The 21,882-nt window shown below is 40.6% G+C and carries 29 protein-coding genes; all 29 read left to right on the forward strand.

Translation table 11 applies throughout. The annotated features are described in order from the left end of the window. Nucleotides 1–21 precede the first annotated feature (21 nt). Nucleotides 22–1,086 carry a polysaccharide deacetylase family protein gene (locus tag NST38_RS12395; RefSeq protein WP_036670498.1) on the forward strand — a complete coding sequence of 355 codons (1,065 nt, stop codon included), beginning with the start codon at nt 22–24 and terminating at the stop codon, nt 1,084–1,086. Between the two features lie 190 nt (nt 1,087–1,276). Continuing rightward, nucleotides 1,277–1,807 (forward strand): AAA family ATPase, encoded by a 531-nt coding sequence (locus tag NST38_RS12400; RefSeq protein ID WP_076249727.1) that lies wholly within the window; start codon nt 1,277–1,279, stop codon nt 1,805–1,807. 95 nt (nt 1,808–1,902) lie between these two features. Further along, nucleotides 1,903–2,055 carry a hypothetical protein gene (locus NST38_RS12405; protein ID WP_370511411.1) on the forward strand — a complete coding sequence of 51 codons (153 nt, stop codon included), beginning with the start codon at nt 1,903–1,905 and terminating at the stop codon, nt 2,053–2,055. Next, on the forward strand, nt 2,045–2,530 hold the full coding sequence (locus tag NST38_RS12410; RefSeq protein ID WP_240768113.1) for a GNAT family N-acetyltransferase: 486 nt from the start codon (nt 2,045–2,047) through the stop codon (nt 2,528–2,530). Before NST38_RS12405 ends, NST38_RS12410 begins: the two co-directional genes overlap by 11 nt. A 12-nt stretch (nt 2,531–2,542) precedes the next feature. Further along, complete coding sequence (locus NST38_RS12415; RefSeq protein WP_076249725.1) at nt 2,543–3,073, forward strand: AAA family ATPase; 531 nt, start codon at nt 2,543–2,545, stop codon at nt 3,071–3,073. A 48-nt stretch (nt 3,074–3,121) separates the two neighbouring features. Then, nucleotides 3,122–3,589 carry a DUF2691 family protein gene (locus tag NST38_RS12420; RefSeq protein ID WP_076249724.1) on the forward strand — a complete coding sequence of 156 codons (468 nt, stop codon included), beginning with the start codon at nt 3,122–3,124 and terminating at the stop codon, nt 3,587–3,589. Nucleotides 3,590–4,234: 645 nt separating this feature from the next. Further along, entirely contained in the window at nt 4,235–4,591 is a 357-nt protein-coding gene (locus tag NST38_RS12425; protein ID WP_076249723.1) for an NIPSNAP family protein, read from the forward strand. 23 nt (nt 4,592–4,614) lie between these two features. After that, on the forward strand, nt 4,615–5,112 hold the full coding sequence (locus NST38_RS12430; RefSeq protein ID WP_076249722.1) for a GNAT family N-acetyltransferase: 498 nt from the start codon (nt 4,615–4,617) through the stop codon (nt 5,110–5,112). Between the two features lie 2 nt (nt 5,113–5,114). Further along, the gene (locus NST38_RS12435) at nt 5,115–5,657 is read left to right on the forward strand and encodes a GNAT family N-acetyltransferase (RefSeq protein ID WP_076249721.1); all 543 of its coding nucleotides are present in this window, start codon (nt 5,115–5,117) and stop codon (nt 5,655–5,657) included. Further along, nucleotides 5,654–6,223 carry a hypothetical protein gene (locus NST38_RS12440; protein WP_076249720.1) on the forward strand — a complete coding sequence of 190 codons (570 nt, stop codon included), beginning with the start codon at nt 5,654–5,656 and terminating at the stop codon, nt 6,221–6,223. Before NST38_RS12435 ends, NST38_RS12440 begins: the two co-directional genes overlap by 4 nt. After that, a complete protein-coding gene (locus tag NST38_RS12445) occupies nt 6,220–6,678 on the forward strand; it encodes a GNAT family N-acetyltransferase (protein ID WP_341343967.1) in 459 nt (152 codons plus the stop codon). Before NST38_RS12440 ends, NST38_RS12445 begins: the two co-directional genes overlap by 4 nt. A gap of 59 nt (nt 6,679–6,737) precedes the next feature. Further along, nucleotides 6,738–7,181: a GNAT family N-acetyltransferase gene (locus NST38_RS12450; protein WP_076249718.1), complete on the forward strand. Its 444-nt coding sequence runs from the start codon at nt 6,738–6,740 to the stop codon at nt 7,179–7,181. 198 nt (nt 7,182–7,379) lie between these two features. Next, a complete protein-coding gene (locus NST38_RS12455) occupies nt 7,380–7,517 on the forward strand; it encodes a hypothetical protein (RefSeq protein WP_341343968.1) in 138 nt (45 codons plus the stop codon). A 13-nt stretch (nt 7,518–7,530) separates the two neighbouring features. Then, nucleotides 7,531–7,887, forward strand: coding sequence for a serine hydrolase (locus NST38_RS12460; RefSeq protein ID WP_255319735.1), 357 nt, complete (start codon nt 7,531–7,533; stop codon nt 7,885–7,887). A 121-nt stretch (nt 7,888–8,008) separates the two neighbouring features. Continuing rightward, nucleotides 8,009–8,140, forward strand: coding sequence for a hypothetical protein (locus NST38_RS12465; RefSeq protein WP_341343969.1), 132 nt, complete (start codon nt 8,009–8,011; stop codon nt 8,138–8,140). A 20-nt stretch (nt 8,141–8,160) separates the two neighbouring features. Then, complete coding sequence (locus NST38_RS12470) at nt 8,161–8,628, forward strand: NUDIX domain-containing protein (protein WP_076249717.1); 468 nt, start codon at nt 8,161–8,163, stop codon at nt 8,626–8,628. A 349-nt stretch (nt 8,629–8,977) separates the two neighbouring features. Further along, nucleotides 8,978–9,523 (forward strand): GNAT family N-acetyltransferase, encoded by a 546-nt coding sequence (locus NST38_RS12475; RefSeq protein ID WP_179087822.1) that lies wholly within the window; start codon nt 8,978–8,980, stop codon nt 9,521–9,523. A gap of 80 nt (nt 9,524–9,603) precedes the next feature. After that, complete coding sequence (locus tag NST38_RS12480) at nt 9,604–10,155, forward strand: hypothetical protein (RefSeq protein WP_341343970.1); 552 nt, start codon at nt 9,604–9,606, stop codon at nt 10,153–10,155. Between the two features lie 51 nt (nt 10,156–10,206). After that, a complete protein-coding gene (locus tag NST38_RS12485; RefSeq protein WP_076249716.1) occupies nt 10,207–11,235 on the forward strand; it encodes an alpha/beta fold hydrolase in 1,029 nt (342 codons plus the stop codon). A 26-nt stretch (nt 11,236–11,261) separates the two neighbouring features. Continuing rightward, nucleotides 11,262–11,678 carry a hypothetical protein gene (locus tag NST38_RS12490; RefSeq protein WP_083684232.1) on the forward strand — a complete coding sequence of 139 codons (417 nt, stop codon included), beginning with the start codon at nt 11,262–11,264 and terminating at the stop codon, nt 11,676–11,678. 207 nt (nt 11,679–11,885) lie between these two features. Then, nucleotides 11,886–13,073, forward strand: coding sequence for a glycoside hydrolase family 5 protein (locus NST38_RS12495; RefSeq protein ID WP_076249714.1), 1,188 nt, complete (start codon nt 11,886–11,888; stop codon nt 13,071–13,073). Between the two features lie 204 nt (nt 13,074–13,277). Further along, nucleotides 13,278–13,817, forward strand: a complete 540-nt coding sequence (locus tag NST38_RS12500) for a GNAT family N-acetyltransferase (protein WP_076249713.1) — start codon at nt 13,278–13,280, stop codon at nt 13,815–13,817. A 166-nt stretch (nt 13,818–13,983) separates the two neighbouring features. After that, the gene (locus NST38_RS12505) at nt 13,984–14,259 is read left to right on the forward strand and encodes a hypothetical protein (protein WP_076249712.1); all 276 of its coding nucleotides are present in this window, start codon (nt 13,984–13,986) and stop codon (nt 14,257–14,259) included. Between the two features lie 11 nt (nt 14,260–14,270). Further along, entirely contained in the window at nt 14,271–15,071 is an 801-nt protein-coding gene (locus tag NST38_RS12510) for a phosphotransferase (protein WP_076249711.1), read from the forward strand. A gap of 236 nt (nt 15,072–15,307) precedes the next feature. Next, the gene (locus tag NST38_RS12515) at nt 15,308–16,189 is read left to right on the forward strand and encodes an AraC family transcriptional regulator (protein ID WP_036609061.1); all 882 of its coding nucleotides are present in this window, start codon (nt 15,308–15,310) and stop codon (nt 16,187–16,189) included. A 22-nt stretch (nt 16,190–16,211) separates the two neighbouring features. After that, nucleotides 16,212–17,483, forward strand: a complete 1,272-nt coding sequence (locus NST38_RS12520; RefSeq protein ID WP_076249710.1) for an ABC transporter substrate-binding protein — start codon at nt 16,212–16,214, stop codon at nt 17,481–17,483. Between the two features lie 91 nt (nt 17,484–17,574). Further along, entirely contained in the window at nt 17,575–18,480 is a 906-nt protein-coding gene (locus tag NST38_RS12525) for a carbohydrate ABC transporter permease (protein ID WP_076249709.1), read from the forward strand. Beyond that, on the forward strand, nt 18,480–19,304 hold the full coding sequence (locus tag NST38_RS12530; protein WP_036609056.1) for a carbohydrate ABC transporter permease: 825 nt from the start codon (nt 18,480–18,482) through the stop codon (nt 19,302–19,304). The genes NST38_RS12525 and NST38_RS12530 overlap by 1 nt, the downstream gene beginning before the upstream one ends. Nucleotides 19,305–19,333: 29 nt before the next feature. After that, nucleotides 19,334–21,865, forward strand: coding sequence for a hypothetical protein (locus NST38_RS12535; protein WP_341343971.1), 2,532 nt, complete (start codon nt 19,334–19,336; stop codon nt 21,863–21,865). Nucleotides 21,866–21,882 lie beyond the last annotated feature (17 nt).

The following is a 21,882-nucleotide window of genomic DNA, read 5'->3' on the forward strand; positions in this document are numbered from 1 at the left end:
ATATTATGAGGAGGTAATTTTATGTTCAAAGTTAAGCTGGCAAAGGCGGTAATATCTCTCGCACTTTTCGGTACCTTGTTTTCTATTCCGGGGGTGCCTGATGCTCGTGCTGCAGATGCAAGTTGTCCGAATGGTTATGTAGGTCTGACGTTTGATGATGGCCCATCTGGAAATACAACAAACATGCTTAACGCGTTGAAGCAGGCTGGCTTACGGGCAACGATGTTCAATGTTGGACAAAATGCACAAAATAATAAATCTCTGGTTTCTGCACAAGTAGCAGCTGGTATGTGGATTGGCAATCATTCCTATACACATCCAAACATGACTACATTGAACAGTTCTCAGATGTCGTCAGAGATTACTCGGACACAACAGACGATCCAGTCTATTACCGGAAGTTCACCTAAACTGTTCAGACCACCTTACGGTGCGACAAATGCGACCTTGAAATCCGTTGTGAGCCAAAACGGCCTGAAGGAAGTACTGTGGAACGTAGATTCCCAAGACTGGAATGGTGCCAGCGCAGCCCAGATTGTAGCAGCTGTGAATACGATGAAAAGTGGTGACGTCATACTAATGCATGATCAGTACCAGACGACACTTCAGGCCATTCCGCAGATTGCACAAAATCTGAAGAATCGTGGCCTTTGCTCAGGTATGATCTCATCAACTACCGGTCGGGCAGTCGCGCCCGATAATAGCACTACCAATCCCCCGAGTAACGGAACAAAAGTGGAAGCTGAGAACATGACCAAAGGTGGACAATACACCGGCAATATCAGTTCTCCTTTCAATGGTGTGGTCCTTTATGCCAACAATGATTTGGTTAAATACACTCAGAATTTTGCAACGAGCACTCATAATTTCTCGCTTCGTGGAGCTTCAAACAATGCCAACATGGCTAGAGTTGATTTGAAGATTGGCGGACAGACGAAGGGAACCTTTTACTTTGGCGGAAGCGCTCCAGCGGTTTATACCCTGAATAATATCAGCCATGGGACGGGAAATCAGGTCATTGAGTTGGTTGTAACAGCCGATGATGGGACATGGGATATATATATCGATTACTTGGAAATACATTAACAAGCTTAGGTTGATTGAAAAATAATGCACTATAATGAAATCCCGTTGGGTTGACCCAATGGGATTTCATTATGTTTTTTTCCATTTTGTAACACAAAAGTGGAAGGAAAACATTTATAATGGATGAAATTGTATGTGAAGAATCTGGTTTCTATTGAAAAGTTTCATTGAATGGGAGTGAAATCATCAAATGATCATCATGATTAACGGAGCGTTTGGTTCGGGAAAAACTTCTGCAGCTGAAGCACTTCAGCCCTTAATTGCCAACAGCATGATCTACGATCCTGAAGAAATAGGTTATATGCTCAGAAAACTTCTTCCAGAGAATTGTAGAGAGGAAAGGGAACGTACGGATGATTTTCAAGATATCGATTTATGGAAAATTCTAACCGTAAAGACGGCTAAAGAAGTAAAGCAGAAATACAACAGACACTTAATTATCCCCATGACCATCTATAAAGAGGAAAACTTTAATTACATCTATAACGGGTTGAAAGAGATCGATCAGGACATTCATCATTTTTGCCTTACGGCTACAGAAGAGACGATTTATCATCGTTTGGCTAAACGTGGAGATGAGTATGGAGGCTGGCAGTATCAACAAGCACCAAAGTGTGTTGAAGCTTTCAAGGATGAAAAATTTCAAACTCGCATTATTACCGATCATCTGGAGACTAGTGAAATCATAGAACTCATATTGAGGAAGGTCCTATCCAAATAATTATCCTTTTTTATTAAGGAGGATTTTAGGATGATGATTGTACATGTACTCTTAAGAAAAGAGTGGGAAGCCGCGTTGATTAATGGGATTCTAAAATAAAGTCAGAAGATATATGGGAAGATCTGTATAATGAAGGCAGGGAATATCCTCATATTTACGGTGAATTAAATCTAGACGCGGTATTTCATACATATGATGAAGAAATGAACAGAAGAGGATGGAACCTAATTGACGACAGTGACTTTTGAAGAGGTAACCGAACAACACCTCCCTGAAATTAGAGTGATTTATAACTATTATGTAATGAATACAACGATTTCGTTTCATACGGAGGAATTAGATCTTGATCAGATTAAATCCTCTGTCATGAACAAGGATACACGGTATAAAACTTATGTAATTCTTGAAAACAATCAAATGATGGGCTATGTTCTGATAACCCAGTATAAGAGTAAACAGGCATATGACATTTGTGGTGAAGTCACTATATATTTGAAGCCCGATATTTTGGGAAAAGGCTTAGGGAAACAAGCACTACGTTTTATTGAGAAGATTGCAAAAGAACAAGGGTTTCATACCTTAATTGCGACGATTTGCATGGAGAATACAAGAAGTAAATCATTATTTGAGAGAAATGGTTATGAACAATGTGCTCTCTTTAAAGAGATTGGATATAAATTCGATAGAAAGCTGGATATCGGAAGTTTCCAAAAGATATTGTAAGGAGAATAGAGAATGAGTAGAAACCTATATATTATATCTGGCCCCCCTGGAGTAGGGAAATCTACAACTTCCAAGCTGCTGGTTCAGACTTTAGATAAAAGTGCTTATATTTCAGGAGATGCGGTTAGTCACTTTCCGGTCAAAGGGCGAGGTAAACCCTGGCTTGATAAGGATACAAACGACTTAACTTGGAAAAATATATCTAGTCTAGTGAAAAACTTATTGGATTATAAATACGATGTTGTTCTGGACTATGTGGCCCTTCCGGAAGACATTGATGGATTAATGGCAGAATTGGCAGACTATCATGTTCGCATAATCTATGTTGTATTAATGGTTGATCGTCAAACCATTATTCGTAGAGACCGTCTAAGAGCAGAAGAATATCAAATGAAAGAAAGAAGTATAATTCTGCTGGATGAGTTTGAAAATCATCCCGATCTGAGAGTAGATAACAAGCTGTATACTAATTATTTTACAGAAGAACAATTACCTGAAATAGTAAGTGGAATTATAAATAATGAGAAGTATCGATTGAAATAACTGTACTGTTATTATGCTTCGAAATGAAAATGATAAGAGGGTGAACAGATGAACAGAGGAATACGTTTTGAAATCCCAAACGCCTATGGTCGCTTTCTTGGGGAGATTTTAAAACCAATGGAAGTATCTAATTTCGATTGGTTTATTGGTGAGGAGGAGTCCTATTTCGTTGTTGATGATACGTTAGGGGATGATCTTTTTCCGGATGTGATTATGGGTATGAATGGAGAAGAATTACAGAAGATTATTGATGACAACGAGTATTATTTAATATTTGCGAATTTAAAAGCATTTCCAAAAGGCTCACAAATAACAGATATTATCACCTATGAAGATTATGTGGAGAGTGACTGTCAGATGGTTCTTCTTGTGATCGATAGTACCTACGTCACGGTTTATTGTAAAGATTTAGAGAAAGTCGAGGAATTATATAATCATATAAATAGACAGGGATTTGAATCTCTCGCATATTTAACGGATGAGAATGATGCTAGGACAAAACTATCGGTCTGGTGATAAAGGAGCATGGGATTAATAGCGATGAGTTAGGTGTTAACGCTAACGAACCTGACACGTCTTATTCGGGAATTTGAAACGCCCTCCGAAATCTAAGGAACCTGAGACACGCTATACCAGGTAAAATAGCCTTTTGTAGCGTTTTTATCAGATGATTTTGGAAAATAAGATGTCTCATGTTCCTTACAATTTTAAAAGAGGACGTGAAGGCCGAATAAGATGTCCTGTGTTCCTTAGAAAATCGCCTGGCGATTCGCCAGCATCAGTCACTCTGAACTTCAGCAATTTTCGGACGGTAAGCTGGCACCCATCACTGTTTACTTGCCTGAGTTTTCAGACACGCTCTAGTCCGTTTCCCTATGATATTTGAATGTTTATGAATACGATTACATCTTTATGAAGCAGGGGAATTGCCTTGTCTGATTACTATTGGGATGACCAAATTGAATATCTGAGAAATATGCGGTGGCTTTACTATAACGATGATTATCTTGAATTTTTGTTTTTGGTTCAACGTGTATGGAAGATTAAAAATTTAGTAGATATTATCAACTTGGTTAACCTATGCTCCGAACATGAAAATTACATCGGGAATTGTGACGAGATAGGTGTACTGCTTTTATTACACATAAGGAGGTACACATGATGATATATAGGAGAAAAACCTATATTATTGCGACTTCTTTTGTAGATGAGTTTAATGCTCTGTTTAATGATATTTTGCTGCCATCCCAGTTGAAATACGGATCAAGACTTATTGGGAGATGGCACACAACAATCGATGATGAAACCAGCGAAATTTTTGCGATGTGGGAATACGATACCTTTGAACAATACGAAGAGATTGAGAAAAAGATAAAATCAGATACAGAACACGTAATGCGAGTTCAAGCCCGTTTTGATCAGATTGGAAGACATCGGTATAAAGATGTATTTCGAGAAGAGATTAGGCAAGCGTTTTTCACATCGACAGTAGAGCGCGAACAAACGATTTTGAAGTGAATGAAGAAGGAGTTGAGAGAAAGATGGAGACAGAACGACTTATATTTCGGAAATATACCAAAAATGATTTTGATTTACTTTTTGAGATGACTCGTGAGCCAAATATGATGAAATTTATAAGACATGGAGGACCCTGGACCAAGGAAGAAACCATGCAAAGCCTGGAAAAGTTCATCAACTGGAATAAAGACGATAAAGGGCTGTTCCTCGCATTTAACAAAGAGGATAACAAGTTAATTGGAACCTCTGGACTGATTCCTCAAATCATTGAAGGCAATGATGAGCTTGAAGTTGGTTACTGGGTTGTAGAGCAATACTGGGGAATGGGTTATGGTTATGAACAAGCAAAAGCGTGGAAAGAATATGGCATGGATCACTTGAAGCAGAAAAGATTAATATCGTTAATTCAACATGGCAATGTGGGTTCTATGAAAGTCGCGCAAAAGAATGGTATGAAACACGAGAAGGACGTAGATATAATTGGGAAAAATGTAGCAGTATACTCGATTGAGGTGAAGTGAATATGACTCCATTTCCTGAACTAGAAACCAAAAGATTGCTGTTAAGAGAGATTAAACAGAGTGATTCCCAAGACATATTTCATATTTTTTCTTCAGATGAAGTTACAAGATTCTACGATGTAGAAAGTTTCACAACTATAAAACAAGCAGAAGTACTTATACAAAGGTGGAAAGAACGATTCGAAAATGGTCAGGTGATCCGCTGGGGAATTGCTTTGAAATCGGACAACAGAATTATTGGAACATGCGGATTTCATGGTTGGATGAAACAACATCATAAAGCTGTGTTGGGATATGAGTTAGCACCAGAGTTCTGGCGGCAGGGTTACATGACCGAGGTAACTCAGAAAATCGTTGAATATGGATTCAAGAATCTTGAATTAAACAGAATTGAAGCATTTGTCGAGCCAGAGAACGCGGGATCAAGGAAGTTACTTGAGAAAATTGGGTTCAGTGAAGAAGGCATATTGAAAGAACATTATTATTGGAAAAATCGATTTGTTGATAATGTCATCTATGCAATTTTGAAGAAAGAATATGTATGAGAATCCGAATTATTGGATCTTGCGGTAGTGGGAAATCAACATTAGCCCAAGAATTGTCGGATCAATACGGTGTTCCTTCTTATGAATTAGACAATCTCATCTGGGACAGAAGTGCCGAAAATCTGAGATATCCTGAACATGTTAGGGATGAAACCCTCCAATCTATTGTCAGTTCCGAAACTTGGATCATAGAAGGAGTACAGTGCAAAGATTGGACAATAAAGTCCATCCAGGAAGCGGATTTGATTTTTGTATTAGCTCCAAATGTTTTCATTAGAGATTATCGGATCATAAAAAGGTTTGTATTGTCCAGAATGGGTTTGCAACCGTGGAATTACAAGCAGTCATTCAAGAACTTATGCAAGATGATTGTGAAATGGAACCATCAATATAATATAAAAGAAGTTATATGTACAATTAACAAAAACCATAAGACTGCAACAATCACGAAGAATAAAAAACAAGCGATACAGTTGATTGAACATCATTTGGAAGTGGTTGTAAGTGAGAGTGAAAAGAACCTTAGAGGTAATCAAAGATTATCGAAAGAGGAGATACAGTGGTGAATATAAAGATACAACCAGTCACACGAGAGAATTGGGAAGAGGCGCTGAAGATCTCTTTGTATGAACACCAAGTCTCATTAGTTCCATCTGTTATTGAGGGGATCGCTTACGCCTATATAAAACCGTGGGATGAAGCATTTGATCCTTACGTACTTGAGATTGATGGGGAGGTATTTGGTTTCTTTTATCTGAGTTACACTCCCGATAGTACAGATAATTACTGGATTGGTGGTTTTCAAATCGATCAATCCTATCAAGGCAAAGGAATGGGAAAGCGCGCTATAAGAGCCATTCTAGATTACATTACAAAACAGCATCCGTTGTGCAAGGTTATTTCATTAACGGTTGAACGTGATAACGAAATAGCACAGAATTTGTATAAGAGCATGTCCTTCATTAGTGAGAACAGAACCAATTCAGATGATGAAGTGATCTACAGGTTGGAAATAAAATAAGAAATTTGAATAGTGTAAAGATTACATGTGATGACTTTCTAAATGAGGGGACTTAAACAATGAATCGTATGAATCATGAAGAAGAATTACAAATCGCATTTGATGATCATGAAGAAGACTACAAAAACGTTTGTAATAACTTATATAACTATAACGTCTCTGAAACAAATGGGTTATTAAAGAAGCCTGGAAAGACAATAAATCTTTTTTTACGGAACAAGACAGGTAAGGCAGTTGGTGGGATCTTCTGTGCTACATATTGTGAAACATTATATATTGATAATTTTTGGATAGATGAGGAACACAGAAAGAAAGGATATGGGAAGTCTTTAATCATGCAAGCAGAAAGCATGGCTTCTGAATTAGGATGTAAGCTTGCACACACAAGCACATTTTCATATCAATCACCGAAATTCTATCAAAAAATGGGCTATGAAGTGTTTGGATTAATTGATGAGTATCCTAATGGAATCATTCAATATTTTATGAAAAAAAGATTATAAGACGAAAGATGAATTTTAGAGAAACAAAAGGATGGCGGAAAGTATGCGAGCCACAAGGGAGTTTTATATATCACTGAATTTAATGATCTCGAAAGAGAGATAAAACGAAATAAAGAGGAGAGCTGCATGATATGCCGAGAAAACTCAATTCAATATGAATATTATCGGAATCGAAAAACGAAAGAAAAACAACATAAAGTGAATTCAATTACAAAAAGTGTGGTATCCGCATTGGTGGGAATAGCTATAGAACAGGGCTACATTGAGAATGAGGATATTCCAATTGTGAATTATTTTAACGATCTGGATGATATGCAAAAAGGGGATTACGATTAAGCATCTGTTAACGATGTCCTCGGGCCTACACTATCCGGGGAATGAAGCGATGATTCCATCTAGGAATTGGACGGAATTTGTTCTTGAGCAGCCTGTTGAATTCGAACCTGGAGTTCAAATGAAATATAGTTGCGGGAGTTCGCATATACTTAGCGCCATATTGCAGAAGGCGACTGGTATGAACACTTTGGAATTTGCAAAAAAGTACTTGTTTGCACCTCAAGGCATTAGCGATTTCCATTGGTATCAGGATACACAAGGGATTGCCATAGGTGGTTTTGGTTTGCGAATGAAGATTGAAGATATGTTGAATTTTGGGGTGATACGCTCAGAATGGAGCGTGGAATTCGAAACAACTCATCTCTGCTGACTGGATTGCTAGAAGTGTAAGTCTTTCTCTTACTTCCGAAACCTTATATAGCTACCACTGGCGCATAATGAAAAGTAACAAGGAAGAATGCGCTGAAAATAAAACGTTTTATGCTATGGGTATGGGCGGAGGAAGAGAGCAATATATCTTTGTTAACCAAAAGCGAGGATTGGTTGCGGTATTCACAACGATTATATCCGAAGATAGCTTGTTACCACTTCAATGGTTTAACAATTATATATTGAAAGAATAGTTGTTTATGGGAGAGATAACATGAGCCACTGGTTTGATCTAGATGAACTTGATCCGGAGTTAATCAAATTTGCAGTTATGATCGCTAAATACAATAATAAATTCATCATTATAAAAAATAGGAAAAGAGGAGGTTGGGAGATCCCAGGAGGCAACAAAGAAATAGGGGAAACCATTTTACACACGGCAAGTCGAGAACTCTATGAAGAGACAGGGGCAGTACACTTCGAATTAATACCTTATGGTGTATATGAATGGAATGGGAGCTTTGGTATGGTTTCTTATGCTGAGGTTAAATTGCTGGAGAGCTTACCGGAGTCTGAAATCGATGAAATAAAGCTTGTGGATGTATTACCTGAAGGGATGAACTTCGGAGATATGTTTTATCGTTTCTCAGACAGATGGGATGGACTTGAGAACCATAAGCTTAAGAAATACACTATCGAAATAAATCATTTGAATGAGTTACCTGAAATTAAAATAAGCTAGTTTTAGTTGGAGGAACTCTGTTTTGAAACTAAAGGAGATGAAAAGAACTAGTGAATAAGAATAAGGGACTCATCATGTCACTATTACTTTTATTGCTTTTAATTTTGTTATGGAATTCCTTTCGAACTTCAATTTTTGAAGCAGTTACTGTTCAAAAGATTAGTGAAAATGAAATGACTGTAATTAATTTTAATAATCTTGAAAGAACAATAGCCGTTCCAATGGATATGTCAAAACTAATTGAAGAGAACAAGGAATACACTATTTTGTACGATAAAAGGGTCTTTGATAAATACAGACTTCGATCAATAAAGCCATAGGATCTTAGAAATAACATGGGGAAGGAGAGATGGCAACAATCATGATAACGTATAGAACGTTGACCCTTGATGATGTGAATCAGCTGCAGGAAATAGATCGCTCGGAACATATTGATCTCATTTATGAAATGAGAGAGAACCGATTGGTTGAACTTGAACAAAATCATGAATGCTCAAACTGGGATGAGATGCTTTTGAAAGAGATTCAAAATCGATATGTGTACGAATTAGAACAAGGTGGCATGGCATATGGCGCGTTTGCTGAGGATCAATTAATCGGATTTGGTGTGCTGGCACATCAATATAGAGGAAAAGAACGAAATCGATTACAAGTTGACTTGATGTATGTCTCACGCTGGTACAGAAGACAAGGTATTGGAAAACGTATTCTAAACGAGTTAGGTGAAGAGGCTAAGAAACGTGGCGCACAGTATCTGTATATCTCCTCCACAGAGACGAAATCAGCGGTATCCTTTTATAAAAGTCAGGGCAGTCAGATTGCAAGCGAGATTGATCAAGAACTTTATGACAAAGAGCCGAAAGATATACACATGATAAAGGAGCTGGGCACATGACAACGGTTGGGATACTCGGAACCATTCATAATCCAGAACTCAGAGAGCGATATCATTGTTCTCTTTCCCTTTACAAGAATGTGATAACTGAGTTTAAACCAGATCTCATTTGTGGTGAAGTTCATCCGCAGAGTTGGTTGAGGTATCTGAAGGACAAACATGATAGAGGATACTGGGGAGAACCAGCCAGTGAGTATTGGGAATTGGTCTTCCCTTTATGCGAGGAGCATAACATCCCATTTGTCCCTATTGACTGGTTTGAATTGGATGTCTGGAATGCTTTTGATCCATTCAACGGTTATTCGGACGTGGAACGCAAAGAACTTGAACAACGGGATGATCATTGGTTTGCAGAGCAAATGGAGACGTATCAGTTTGGCGAGATTCCTTTTAATTCAAAGGAGTTCGATCGTGTAACCAGACAAAAATATGAATGGTTGCATCAGGTAAACGCGAAGGCACAGAACTTTCGCTGGGTGGTCCGTAATCAGATTATGATTCAAAGAGTCAAAAATACAATTGAAGCTCATCCAGGAAAACGAATCCTCTGTATCGTTGGAGCCGATCACAATTACATCTTCCAAGAAGAGCTGATGATAGAACCCGTTGAATTGTTGTATCCGTTACGATAAAGGAACCGTTGGTAGAATTACAAATGAAACTTATTATTTAAGGAGCATTACATGCGCAAAAAAATACGTAAAACACTCAAGTACAGCATATTCAGTATTATTTTAATAGTTATAGTAGCTCTGATATTTCCCACATGGACACCCAAAATTAAAGGTGAAAACAGCATCAGCATGTTAGAACAGGTCGAAATTAACGGTACAGGACATGAAGTCATGATCAGGGGTGTTGATCGGACTAACCCTATCCTGATTTTTGTGCATGGTGGGCCAGGATGCTCGGAGATTCCATACGTAAGGAAGTATCAGAAAGAGCTTGAGCAACACTTCACGGTGGTGCATTACGATCAACGTGGGAGTGGGAAGTCCTATCACTTTTTTGAAGATTACTCGAATCTCACAACAGATGTATTAGTAGATGATTTGTTAGCGTTAAGGGATTATGTATCTAAGGAGTTAGGTCAAGAGAAGGTTATATTAATCGGTCATTCATTTGGTACATACATCGGGATGAAAGCTGCGGCTAAAGCACCTACTCAGTTTCACGCTTATATAGGGATTGGACAGATGGCGAATACACTTCAGAGCGAACTGGAAAGTTTGGAGTACACGTACGAGCAAGCGAAACAAGCCGGTAATGAAGATGATGTTAAAAAACTGGAGCTAATCCGCAGCTCGATCGAGCAAGGAAAGGAACTTACGCCTAGAATTTTGTTGCAAAAGTACGGTGGTGCAGCCAGACTCATCAACGAGAATAGAGATTATATTTCAGGATTCCTTTTAAATCCCGAATATAATGGGCTGGATATGATTCGCTTTTATTCAGGGATGTTCAGTTCACAAGACATCTTACTGAGGGAAGCATTTGATCAAAATTTACCTGATATTGTTGATCATCTGGAGATTCCTACCTATTTTGTAACGGGTAAATATGATTATATGACCACTGCAAATGCAGCACGTGATTATTTTGACGTATTGGATGCACCGATCAAAGACTTCATTGTATTCAACGAGTCGGCGCATTACCCACAGTTTGAAGAGAAAGAAAAATTCGTAAAGTGGTTAAATGAGCTATTTTAATATGCATTGAGAGGAGCAAGATCATATTGTTAAATGAATTCATTGAGCTTGAAGAAGAGAGTGATGAGAGTTACCGGTGTTACACTCTGCAAAATACTGTGCAAATATTTAAACACTGCATACAGGATGAGGATTTAAATGACGTTCGAATATATGTGTCTACTAATACACCGTTAGATTCAGTTGTTCATAATATAGAAGACTACATTAAGTGGTTTTCAACGTGTGAGACTGTCTTTCGAGAATATTATGAGAATGAACTTCATGAAAAGGTACATCAGAATTGGTTTAATGAGATTGAAGTCTATCGTGTGGATATCACATTTAACAGTGTAACCGACTACGGCGCAACAATATCTTGCGGAGATCATATTTTGCGCGATCACATTATGATTATTGATTTTGATAGAGAACAAATCCAAGCAATCCACTTAAACGGATAGATGGATTATTTTGTAGTAAATAGTCACAAAAAACAATAAAGATATCGCTTTATTTTCCATAAATGTGTTATTATGTTTTTGTTGGACGAAGAATTCATTTGTTTGATCGATTAGAGAGAGGAGGCACGTATTCTCGATCATTCAATCTGTATGCATAGATTAACTGCACTGCTTGTTAAAAATAATAGAATAAGCGGAGGTATGGTTATGTTCAAAAAATGGAAGAAATTTGGCATCAGCGGCTTGGCACTGGTATTAGTGGCTGCGGTAGCCTTTACGGGATGGAGCGCTAAAGCATCAGCAGCGGACGCTTCGCAAATAGTGTCTGAGATGGGTGCAGGATGGAATCTTGGCAATCAGCTGGAAGCAGCGGTGAACGGTACACCGAATGAGACAGCTTGGGGCAATCCTACGGTAACTCCAGAGTTAATCAAAAAGGTAAAAGCGGCAGGCTTCAAATCCATTCGTATTCCCGTTTCCTATTTGAGTAACATTGGAAGCGCTCCCAATTATACAATCAATGCGGCATGGCTGAATCGAATTCAGCAAGTCGTGGATTATGCGTACAATGAAGGTCTGTATGTGATCATCAATATTCATGGTGATGGGTTTAATTCCGTACAGGGTGGATGGCTACTCGTGAATGGTGGCAATCAGACTGCCATTAAGGAAAAATATAAGAAGGTGTGGCAGCAGGTTGCCACCAAGTTTAGCAACTACAATGATCGTCTTATTTTTGAATCCATGAACGAAGTATTCGATGGTACCTATGGCAATCCAAACTCGGCCTATTACGCCAATCTGAACGCATACAATCAAATCTTCGTGGATACGGTTCGTCAGACTGGAGGTAACAACAATGCCAGATGGTTGCTGATTCCAGGCTGGAATACCAATATTGACTACACTGTTGGTAATTATGGCTTTGCTCTTCCAACAGATAATTACAGATCCTCAGCTATTCCTAGTTCGCAGAAGAGAATCATGATCTCAGCACACTATTACTCTCCGTGGGATTTTGCAGGTGAGGAAAACGGCAATATCACACAGTGGGGTGCAACTTCTACGAACCCTGCCAAAAAGTCTACTTGGGGCCAAGAGGATTATCTTGAATCGCAGTTTAAGTCCATGTACGACAAATTTGTGACTCAGGGCTATCCCGTAGTGATTGGTGAGTTCGGTTCCATTGATAAAACGTCCTATGATTCCAGCAACAATGTCTATCGTGCTGCTTACGCCAAAGCAGTTACAGCAAAAGCCAAGAAATACAAAATGGTTCCTGTTTATTGGGATAACGGGCATAACGGTCAACATGGATTCGCCTTGTTTAACCGTTCAAACAAAACCGTGACGCAGCAAAATATCATTAATGCCATCATGCAAGGTATGCAATAAATTACTGTCTGGCTGTATCCGTGTAAACGGCGTGTTCCTGTAAAAGGGACATGCCGTTTTTTTGTGCTACTGGAGATGAAGATGAACAACATTTACCAATGCATTTTACATAAGCCACATACAGAATTCATTAAATCCCACAATAGCTTTTATATACTTAATTTGCTTGATATAGCGAACTAAAAGGACTAGGTGGTAGACAGAATGTTAAAAAAACGTGATTTGCAGGAATGCCTTTCACTGTACAGCTTAATGATGGACCCCGCAGTCTCTCCTTACGTTCGTTATCAATGCCAATCGTATGAAGAATATCTATTCCTGACCAAACAATTGATGGTCGAAGAAGAGCAAAAGACAGTGATTTCCCGAACGATTTTGAATGAAACAGGGCAGCCTATTGGAACCATTGATCTATATCATATTGAGCATCAAAGCGGTTTTTTAGCCACTTGGATTGGTTCACCGTTTTTTGGAAACGGGTATAGCCAAAGAGCCAAATCAGCCTTTTTTGTTGAATTGTTTCTGGAACATGGGATTGAAACGGTATTTATGAAGATACGCAAGCAGAATATAAGATCCAGAAAAGCGGTACAAAAACTGCCTTATGTGAAGTTAGCCAATGATGTGTATCCAGATGTATATCAACGGATTAATTTGAATGAACAGATGTATGATCTGTATTATGTTGAACGGTCAGCCTTTTTCGAAAATAGTATGGATCTGCACCAAGTGGTAGCTACGTAACTTATTCAGAGAGCGTCAACAGCGGCGTCAGTGATGACGCCGCTATTTGATATGATGATATAGGAACGGACCGTTAATATAACATGCAGGAATATGGACTAGAGAATCGAAAGACATTAAGTAGATAACCTCATAAAAAGTGGACGGTTAATCAAGGAGGCATGAAATGAATAATATTAACAAGATTTTGGGTGTAGTCCTCATGCTTGGCAGTGTGTTTATTTCAACGATGGACAGAATTTCAATCCGAGTCTCTGTCGCTATAGTAGAAGCAGGATATGCGTCAGGAGGGACGAACGTACCCCAGTTTGCTCAGATGAACGAGCATCCAACAGGTTTACTCGTATACTTCATGTTTTTTGTTGGATTCATACTATTGGTGGCGGGATTCCCGGGGAGTTATAAGAAAAATCGTAATCATGGGTATAACAAGGAAGTTTAGCTTGAGGAGGGATGAAAGTGGCCCAACAGGAGGAAGTGTTATCAGGAGGTAATGTGAATCAGGTCGTCAGAATAGGTGAGACGGTTCGCCGGCATGTGAAGCCAAATCCATATGTGGTTGAACTGCTTTTACATCTCGAAAAAGTTGGTTATGATCATGCCCCTCGATTTCTGGGAATAGATGAACAGGGGAGAGAAACGCTCTCTTACCTCGAAGGCATCGTTCCAGGCAATGACTACCCTGATCTAGAAGAGTATATGTGGTCAGACGAATCTTTGATTGAAGTCGCAAAACTGTTGAGAAGTTACCATGATGCGACCATTGGATTTACAACAACATCAGTATCAACGAACAGATATCCAGGCATAACAGAAGATGAAGTTGTATGTCATAACGATTTTGCGCCGTATAATGTGGTGTACAAGGATGGCCGTCCTCAAGGCATTATTGATTTTGATATGGCGGGTCCGGGTCCGCGAATGTGGGATATCGCCTATGTCTTGTATACGTCCGTTCCACTCGCAAATTTCTCACCAGAGATGGACGGAAAGGGTGTAATGCCATACGTCAGCCAGGCACACGGAACTGTACGAAAAGAACGGATTGCCTTATTCATGGCTACGTACGGGCTGAGTGTTCCAGCAGATTTGAAGGATTGGGTCATATCACGTATCCGTTTCATGTGTAAAACACTGACTGATCGTGCGGCTGATGGAGATGTCGCTTTTATGAAGATGGTCGAAGAGGGGCATCTGGCCCACTATGAGAAAGAAGTCATTTTTCTTGAAAACCATTGGGATGAATGGGTTTGAAAGGTAATGCTAATGGACCGCGTGATAGCCTACGGGCTGGACAGCGGTTTTTTTGTTTTCATCTTTCAAATCCCTATAAATTCCTTTCTAATCATTTTCAACAATTGTGATCAACAATACAGCAATATAGTTCAGATTAGATCGAAATAACTGTGATACAATTCATTGTAAAGCGCTATCATTGTAAATTATTAAACTATATTGCTTTTTATATTCTGGGAAGGGAGATCTTACTGATGCTAACCATACACACCCCGACGAATATTGCTTTGCAGGAAAATGAAGTTTATGTGCGATCAGAAGCAGATAATTTTCAGGATGAATGGCCTGTTCATACGCATAATGGGTATGAGATACATTATTTTATTCAAGGAGATGCAACCTTTTTAATCGGTGACCGAATATATAAGCCGCTGCCTGGAGATATGTTTATATTCAGAGGCGGTGTGCCCCACCGAATCAATCCTTCAAGAGAAATGGTGTACAAGCGAAGTTTTGTCAATTTCACGGAATTATTGCTTTTGGACATGCTTGCTGTCAGTCAGTTGGAGAATCTGATGTCCATATTCCGTCATCCCAATGGGTTATTGGTGCATTGGCCTCCGGAGGAGCGTGAGTATATCACAGCTATATTTAAGGGAATCAAGGAGGAGATGGGGGCAGGAAATACAGGGTACAAAACAATGGTCAAATTAAGTCTTACCCAATTGCTACTGCGGATTTACCGGAAAACAACTAGTGAGCAATCCGCCAATCCTATCTTATGTTCTTCCCAGAAGCAGACAAGCGTAAGCCGGGTTCTTCATTATTTAAACCAGAACTATACGGAGAATGTTTCATTGGATGAACTGTCCAAAACACTCCATTTGAATAAATACTACATTTGTCATTCTTTCAAAGAGACGACGGGATATACCATAAGCAACTATGTTATACGGAAAAGAGTTGCAGAGGCCAAAAAATTGTTGCTGTCTACGGATGCACCGATTTTGTCCATATCTGAGACGCTAGGTTTTAACACACCTGTATATTTTAGCAGGGCCTTTAAACAATATGTGGGTGTATCACCACAGTTATTCCGTAAAAGTGAATTGCTCAACGAAGCCAAAATTCATTAGAACCTTCCAAGGAGATGTTGATATGACAAGAAGAACAACGTTTAAGCTCATCACTAGCATGGTATTGGTCATGTTACTCATCGTATTGACTGCTTGCGGAAAATCAGGTACCAATGCTAATCCAAAACAAACAACCCTGGATTTCCTGTGGTTCTCTGACGGAAAAGAAGGAGAAGTCATCAAGGAAATCATTAAAGATTATGAGCAGACCAATACCAAGGTTAAAATCAACCTGATTGAAGTTGGCTTCAAGGATATCCAAACCAAATTAAAAACAATGTTATCCGGTGGAAAGCCACCTGCTCTGAGCCGGGTCACGGATACCGGATCATTTGCTAATCAGGCGGTTGATCTGACACCTTACGTGGACAATGCGGACCAATTCGAGGATCAATTTATTGACTCACTTAAACCTTATTATGTTATTAATGACAAGCTGGTAGCGGCGCCTATGGATGTTACAGCGAATGGGCTTATTTATAACAAAACCTTATTTGATAAAGCGGGCGTCAAAGTACCGACCTCTCCTGACCAGGTATGGACGTGGGATGAATACACAGCTGCGTTAAAAGAGGTTATGGACAAAGGCGGAGCACGTTATGGCATGGTATGGGATGTCACACCGCATAGATGGTCCACTCTTTTGTATCAGAATGGCGGAAGCATCTTAACAGAGGATGGCACTGCAGCAGCGATTAACAGTGAAGCCGGAATCCGTAGCATGGAGCAGTTCAAGCAGCTTCATCAAGAAGGTATCATGCCCGAATCCGTATGGCTCGGAGGGGAAAATCCGAACAACCTGTTCCGTTCCGGGACGGTGGCTACCCACTGGGCTGGCAACTGGATGATCAGCAATTACAAGGATATCACCGATTTTGAATGGGGAGTCACCTATATGCCAAAAGGAACACAACGTTCTTCAGTGCCAGGCGGGAAGTTTCTGATGGCATTCAAAGGCAGCGGATATGAGCAGGAGGCGGCAGAATTTATTGAATACTTAACGTCCAAAGAAGTGAATTCAAAATATAACCAAGAATCATTGTTTATGAGTCCGCGGAAGGACAGCTCTGTATTGAATTATGAATTCGGCAAGGAGATGTTTGAAATTTTCGCAGATGAACTGAAGAACAGTTCGCCTCTTGCAGCTAATGACTGGTCCAGACAGACCATTATATCCAAAATTTCAACGGACCTAAAAAATAATATTGTTGAGGTTTTATCCGATAAGGCAACTCCGCAGGAGGCATTGGATCGAACAGCCAAGCTGATTAACGAGGCTATTGGCAGTCAATAAACGTAAAGCCATGTGGTTAATTCGTATACGGGGGCTTAGCGATTCCTGTAAAGCCTCCCTTTCGAATAACGCATAAGGAAGGGGCAAGCAGATGAGTGAAGGACAACGATTAAACAAAAATACGCTGGCAAAACAGAACAGGAAGCTCATTATTGCTCCTTATCTGTTTATACTACCCAACCTCCTGATCTTTGGAACTTTTATCGTATTTCCCTCTTTATTGGGCCTCTATTATTCCTTTCATGTCTATGATGGATTGAACCCAATGAAGTTCAACGGGCTGGATAATTATATCAAAATTATAGGGGATCGGGAATTTTGGTCGACCATCGGACGAACGGGGATTTATGCAGCGATTGTTGTCCCGCTAATATATGCAGCAGCGTTAGGCATTGCTTTGCTGCTTGCGCGCGAGATTAGAATGCGCGGGTTCTTCAGGGCCGTATTTTACTGGCCGACCATGATTTCTTACATTATCGTTGGATTGACCTGGAAGTGGATTTTCGGAGATTCATTTGGCATTTTGAATCATCTGTTAACCGTGGTTGGTGTGGAACCTGTCGGCTTTTTAACCTCTTCCTTTTGGGCAAATACGGCTGTAATCATCGCGACAGTATGGTCACGTGCAGGCTTTTTCATGGTCATTTTTATCGCGGGTTTGCAGGCTATACCTACGGATTATTATGAGGCTGCCCGCTTGGATGGGGCAACGGGAATGAAGGTGTTCCGCTATATCACGCTCCCGCTTTTGAAGCCGACAAGCTTGCTTGTTGTTATGCTGACTCTGATTGACGCGTTCAAAGCATTTCCACTTATGTTTGCGCTTACAGGTGGTGGTCCGGGCAAAGATACTACCTATATTGTTCAATATATTTATGAGATTGGCTTTAACAGACAGGAGCTCGGTCTGGCCAGTGCGATGTCGGTGATACTGTTTATCCTTATTGGTGGATTCTCGGCTCTGCAATTCCGTCTATCGAAAGGAGGGGCTACGTAATGGTAATGAAGCCTATGGTCAAAATCTTCATCTACAGTCTGTTAAGTGTTGCCGCAGTGGTGTGGCTCCTGCCTGTCCTGTGGGTCGTGATTTCTTCTCTAAAAACGAATAGCGATCTGTACAGCTTCCCTCCCAAGTTATGGCCGCAGCCAATCACCTTCGAGCATTTCAAGGAGGCATTCAGTAAAGGCGATTTTGGCTTGTATTTTATGAATAGTACAATCGTAACTGTAAGCTCAACGCTGCTACTGTTATTGATTAACTCCATGGCAGGTTTTGCATTGGCGAAATATCGCTTCCGCGGAAGCGCGATCATATTAATTGCTTTTGTCTCAACACTCATGATTCCGATTGAGGTAATTATGATCCCTATATTCAAAGTGCTGAGTGCACTGGGGTTGTATAATAGCCTACTCGCGATTATTATCCCGCCAGCAGCAACCCCAACAGGTGTGTTCCTTATGCGGCAGTATTTGTTGTCCGTACCGGACGAGCTGTTGGAAGCTGCCCGGATGGATGGAGCGGGCGAATGGAAAATTTACTGGAGCATTATTCTTCCGATAGCGAAGCCGATTCTTGCGGTGCTTGCAATCTTCTCCTTCATGTGGAGATGGGATGATTTTGTATGGCCGTTAATTGCGATTAGTGATCCATCGAAATATACGATTCAGCTTGCGCTCTCTAATTTTATTGGTGAATACAACGTGGATTGGGGAAGTTTGCTTGCGATGTCCGTCATCACGATGCTTCCGGTACTGATTGTTTTTATGGTTTTCCAGCGGTATTTTGTCAGCGGTATGATTACTTCAGGAATGAAAGGATGAGTTGAATGTCAGATACCACCCGGAGTGGGATGGATACCTTGAATTATAAACCTATGAAATTAGGTCACAATCAGGTCATTAATCATTGGATGATCAGCGGCATATATACAAAGCCTGTTGCCTTTGTTCCAACAACGATGGAGGGAGATATTAATGATTGGCTTATTGATGGTTTTGCCATTCATGAGAATCCATGCAGAAAGGAATTTGTAGAACATAGGAGAACGCAGCCTGTGAACCGATTTTTTGATCAATGGAGCGAGTTTCCTAGCCCGGGAGACGATTTCGTTGGAGAAGAGAACGGAATGCCTTGGGCACTGTATTCTCCTTGGAATAATCCACGGGTGGAGCAATCAGGATTTTGGTTTGTACCGACACATCTGCGCAGTTACGCGGCTACAAGACTCATTTCTCCGACTGCTCATACCGCTTCTTTGCGGATTAAGACCTATGGCAGTCTGACGTTGTGGGTGAATGGGGAAATGGTAACGGATTTTGCGCCACTCATGCGTAACAAGGAGCAGGAAATCGTAATTAAAGCTGAACTTTTAGCTGGAATTAATGAGATCTATGCCTGCTGGGAGGATCTGGCTGAGCGGGATACCATGTATGCTTTTGCGGTGGAATATTTGGGAGACGAGGAATTGGTGATTTCCCTGCCTATTGCTTCTCATTTGGCGGAGTCTGTAAAATCCGCAGAGGAAGCTCTCGAACAGGCTTATTTTCCTTCGGATCTCTTCAGAGGTGAGCAGATTAAGCTCAAGCTGCCGCTTCCCTTGCCGGATATCGTTAGAGAGGTTGATATCCAGTATGGCAATTTTTTTGACGGTACCGAAAATAAGACAATACACATCGCCGAAAAGGAAACGGACCTGGTCCTGGCACATACGAATCAACTCGGTCATCATTACGTATATTTCACGCTGGCTATTTCAGTTTCAAATGTTGTACTAACCAAGAAGTTTGGCTGCCAATCCTATGATACGAGCTATGATGAGGCTGCTCAGCAAGCTGCGGATATTGAAGCTCGCAAATCCCTGGCTCTGCGATGCATTGCCGAGAAGGGCAGTCCCAATATTCATAAGGCCATCGCCATGCTCAAAACAGGAGGCAATCTGAAAGAAGCGGAGAACATTTTGCTTGAGGGTGTGGAAGGGATCGAGCAACGGAAGGATTGCAGTGACTTCTATCTGGTGGGACTGTTCCGTCTTTGGAGAGATGAGCGAAATAGCGGTCTGTTCAGTGAATCGTTCTGGGATCGGGTAAAAGCAAGCATTCTGGGCTATCGATATTGGATTGATGAACCTGGCGATGATGTGATGTGGTTCTTCAGTGAGAATCATGCCTTGTTGTTCCATACCAATGAACTGTTAGCCGGACAGCTGTTTGGGGATGAAATGTTCAGCAACAGTGGTGAATCCGGTGAAGTACACCGTCAAAAAGCAGAGCAGAGGCTTGCATTATGGTTTGAGCGCTTTTTGGATGAAGGATTGGCAGAATGGAATTCAAGTGCATACATTCCGATTGATGCGGTTGGGTTGTTGCATATCTATGAATTTTCCCATAATGAACAGCTCAGACAGCAAGCCAAAAAGGCAATGGACCTGTTATTCTATTATATTACCGTTCAAATGCATCAAGGAGTCTTGTCCACAACGTTTGGGCGCAGCTATGAGAAGGAACTGCTGGGTGGTTATGCAGCGGGAACCACTTCAATGTGCTGGATCGCTTACGGCGTTGGCAATGTAAACAATTATTCAATAAGCAATGTTGCCTTGAGTTTATCGGATTACAGTCCTCCAGCAGCATATCAGGAGCATCTGTTGCTTGGAGAGAATCAGCAGTTGGTGTTCGCCAATCAGCAGGGTAAGGGAGGTTACGCCAAGCTCTATCATTGTCGGACCAGGGAATACTCCTTATCCTCAATCATTCGCTTTCGTCCAGGCAAGCCAGGTTATCAGGAGCATGTCCAGCATTTATCCCTGTCACCTGAGGCGCTGATCTGGGTGAATCATCCGGCAGAAATATACAAGCATGGGGATGGTCGACCTTGCTTCTGGGCTGGGAATGGGATATTGCCCGATGTTGTTCAGCATGAGGGGATCGCTTTGATGATGTTTGATATTCCTGCGGATCACAATTCTGACTGGACACATGCTTATTTTCCTACTCACTCCTTCACGGAATGGGTAAGGCATGAGAACTGGCACTTTGCCCGTTTGGATAAGGGTTATGCAGCTATATATGCGGCCAACGGGACGAGTATGGAGAGCAGCGGGGTGACAAGAGAACGTGAGCTTATTTCACCTGGCTTGCGTAACGCCTGGATTATAAGAGCAGGAAGCGAACAGCAATTCGGGTCATTTGACGCTTTTATCAACCAAGTTCGTTCTGCAAGCCCGCAATTCGATAATCAAGCTTTAACTCTCACTCTAACAGACCCGGTATATGGTCCAATTCAATGGGGAATGAACAAGCCTTTTCTTATTAAAGAAGAGGAAATTATACACGAAGGTTATGGAGTGAAGGGACAACTGAAGTTACTGGACATGGAGCGCTGAATCGTGTGTAAGAAACC

The sequence above is a fragment of the Paenibacillus sp. FSL H8-0104 genome (genome assembly GCF_038050215.1).
In the GTDB taxonomy this organism is placed as follows: Bacteria; Bacillota; Bacilli; order Paenibacillales; family Paenibacillaceae; genus Paenibacillus; species Paenibacillus amylolyticus.

Coding starts and splice junctions, on each gene's coding strand:
- NST38_RS12395 (WP_036670498.1), top strand. CDS start 22: ATGTTCAAAGTTAAGCTGGCAAAGGCGGTAATATCTCTCGCACTTTTC.
- NST38_RS12400 (WP_076249727.1), top strand. CDS start 1,277: ATGATCATCATGATTAACGGAGCGTTTGGTTCGGGAAAAACTTCTGCA.
- NST38_RS12415 (WP_076249725.1), top strand. CDS start 2,543: ATGAGTAGAAACCTATATATTATATCTGGCCCCCCTGGAGTAGGGAAA.
- NST38_RS12420 (WP_076249724.1), top strand. CDS start 3,122: ATGAACAGAGGAATACGTTTTGAAATCCCAAACGCCTATGGTCGCTTT.
- NST38_RS12425 (WP_076249723.1), top strand. CDS start 4,235: ATGATATATAGGAGAAAAACCTATATTATTGCGACTTCTTTTGTAGAT.
- NST38_RS12430 (WP_076249722.1), top strand. CDS start 4,615: ATGGAGACAGAACGACTTATATTTCGGAAATATACCAAAAATGATTTT.
- NST38_RS12435 (WP_076249721.1), top strand. CDS start 5,115: ATGACTCCATTTCCTGAACTAGAAACCAAAAGATTGCTGTTAAGAGAG.
- NST38_RS12440 (WP_076249720.1), top strand. CDS start 5,654: ATGAGAATCCGAATTATTGGATCTTGCGGTAGTGGGAAATCAACATTA.
- NST38_RS12450 (WP_076249718.1), top strand. CDS start 6,738: ATGAATCGTATGAATCATGAAGAAGAATTACAAATCGCATTTGATGAT.
- NST38_RS12460 (WP_255319735.1), top strand. CDS start 7,531: ATGTCCTCGGGCCTACACTATCCGGGGAATGAAGCGATGATTCCATCT.
- NST38_RS12465 (WP_341343969.1), top strand. CDS start 8,009: ATGGGCGGAGGAAGAGAGCAATATATCTTTGTTAACCAAAAGCGAGGA.
- NST38_RS12470 (WP_076249717.1), top strand. CDS start 8,161: ATGAGCCACTGGTTTGATCTAGATGAACTTGATCCGGAGTTAATCAAA.
- NST38_RS12475 (WP_179087822.1), top strand. CDS start 8,978: ATGGCAACAATCATGATAACGTATAGAACGTTGACCCTTGATGATGTG.
- NST38_RS12485 (WP_076249716.1), top strand. CDS start 10,207: ATGCGCAAAAAAATACGTAAAACACTCAAGTACAGCATATTCAGTATT.
- NST38_RS12495 (WP_076249714.1), top strand. CDS start 11,886: ATGTTCAAAAAATGGAAGAAATTTGGCATCAGCGGCTTGGCACTGGTA.
- NST38_RS12500 (WP_076249713.1), top strand. CDS start 13,278: ATGTTAAAAAAACGTGATTTGCAGGAATGCCTTTCACTGTACAGCTTA.
- NST38_RS12505 (WP_076249712.1), top strand. CDS start 13,984: ATGAATAATATTAACAAGATTTTGGGTGTAGTCCTCATGCTTGGCAGT.
- NST38_RS12510 (WP_076249711.1), top strand. CDS start 14,271: ATGAAAGTGGCCCAACAGGAGGAAGTGTTATCAGGAGGTAATGTGAAT.
- NST38_RS12515 (WP_036609061.1), top strand. CDS start 15,308: ATGCTAACCATACACACCCCGACGAATATTGCTTTGCAGGAAAATGAA.
- NST38_RS12520 (WP_076249710.1), top strand. CDS start 16,212: ATGACAAGAAGAACAACGTTTAAGCTCATCACTAGCATGGTATTGGTC.
- NST38_RS12525 (WP_076249709.1), top strand. CDS start 17,575: ATGAGTGAAGGACAACGATTAAACAAAAATACGCTGGCAAAACAGAAC.
- NST38_RS12530 (WP_036609056.1), top strand. CDS start 18,480: ATGGTAATGAAGCCTATGGTCAAAATCTTCATCTACAGTCTGTTAAGT.
- NST38_RS12535 (WP_341343971.1), top strand. CDS start 19,334: ATGGATACCTTGAATTATAAACCTATGAAATTAGGTCACAATCAGGTC.